This window comes from Xenorhabdus santafensis (assembly GCF_033949405.1).
Classification (GTDB): Bacteria; Pseudomonadota; Gammaproteobacteria; order Enterobacterales; family Enterobacteriaceae; genus Xenorhabdus; species Xenorhabdus santafensis.
This window is the reverse complement of the sequence record NZ_VCDN01000187.1, coordinates 1-774: the sequence shown is the minus strand read 5'-3', so window position 1 is coordinate 774 and position 774 is coordinate 1. Positions and strand designations below refer to the sequence as shown.

Below are 774 nucleotides of genomic sequence, written 5' to 3'. Positions count from 1 at the left end.
CACTGGGGCTTAATCAATTTTGTTTTCAACATAAATAAGTTCTCTATAGATAAATTACGTCATAGTGATGTAATTTATCTATTTTTAGTAAGGCCATTTAATAAACAAATTGCGACGTGGGATTGTTTTTTTCTTCCTCAATCAACTCTTTCATAATTGAGCAAAAACTAAGATTTTTGGGAACAAAAACAACGCTATTATATTCTTTAGGCGTTAATACCAGTGAAAACATGTCCTTGCCATTTTCCAATAACCGTAGTCTATCCAGTTTTTCAAGTTGGATAAGGAGAGTATCATTTGTTGTTTTTATGATCATCTCCTCTACGTAGGATTTGCCTTTGGCTGAGCCATGATAATAAAGTTCACGTATCGGCTTATATTCTTCGGGTAAATCATCACTCAACGGACCCAGTAAATAGCTGCGCATCTCTTCTCTTTTTTTGATCATCTTGTCATAAAGATATTGATATACGGTTGTCATGTCATTCCTTTTTGATTGTTGATGTGTGATTACAATTTCTGTGGATATGTAAGCTAATTCAGATGAATAACAATAAACTGGAAGATCACGAGGATCTTTCCAGCTTTATTTAAGCTAATAAATCAGTTACTTTGTTACAATGATTCAAACCATTGATAATGGAATTTCTTCTGTTCTTCTGGAGAAACATCAACATCTTTATCGTCGAAATCAAAAATATGAACTTGATTTTCTGGTAATCCAGGTTGGCCTAATGTAGTTTCATAAGCGACTATACCATCTGACATATCCCT

1 protein-coding gene is annotated in these 774 nt (G+C 33.3%); it reads right to left on the bottom strand.

Features of this window, described 5'->3' with window-relative positions:
* Positions 1 to 97 precede the first annotated feature (97 nt).
* Complete coding sequence (locus FE392_RS19775) at positions 98 to 481, bottom strand: transposase (RefSeq protein WP_319931846.1); 384 nt, start codon at positions 479 to 481, stop codon at positions 98 to 100.
* Positions 482 to 774 lie beyond the last annotated feature (293 nt).

Coding starts and splice junctions, on each gene's coding strand:
- FE392_RS19775 (WP_319931846.1), bottom strand. CDS start 481: ATGACAACCGTATATCAATATCTTTATGACAAGATGATCAAAAAAAGA.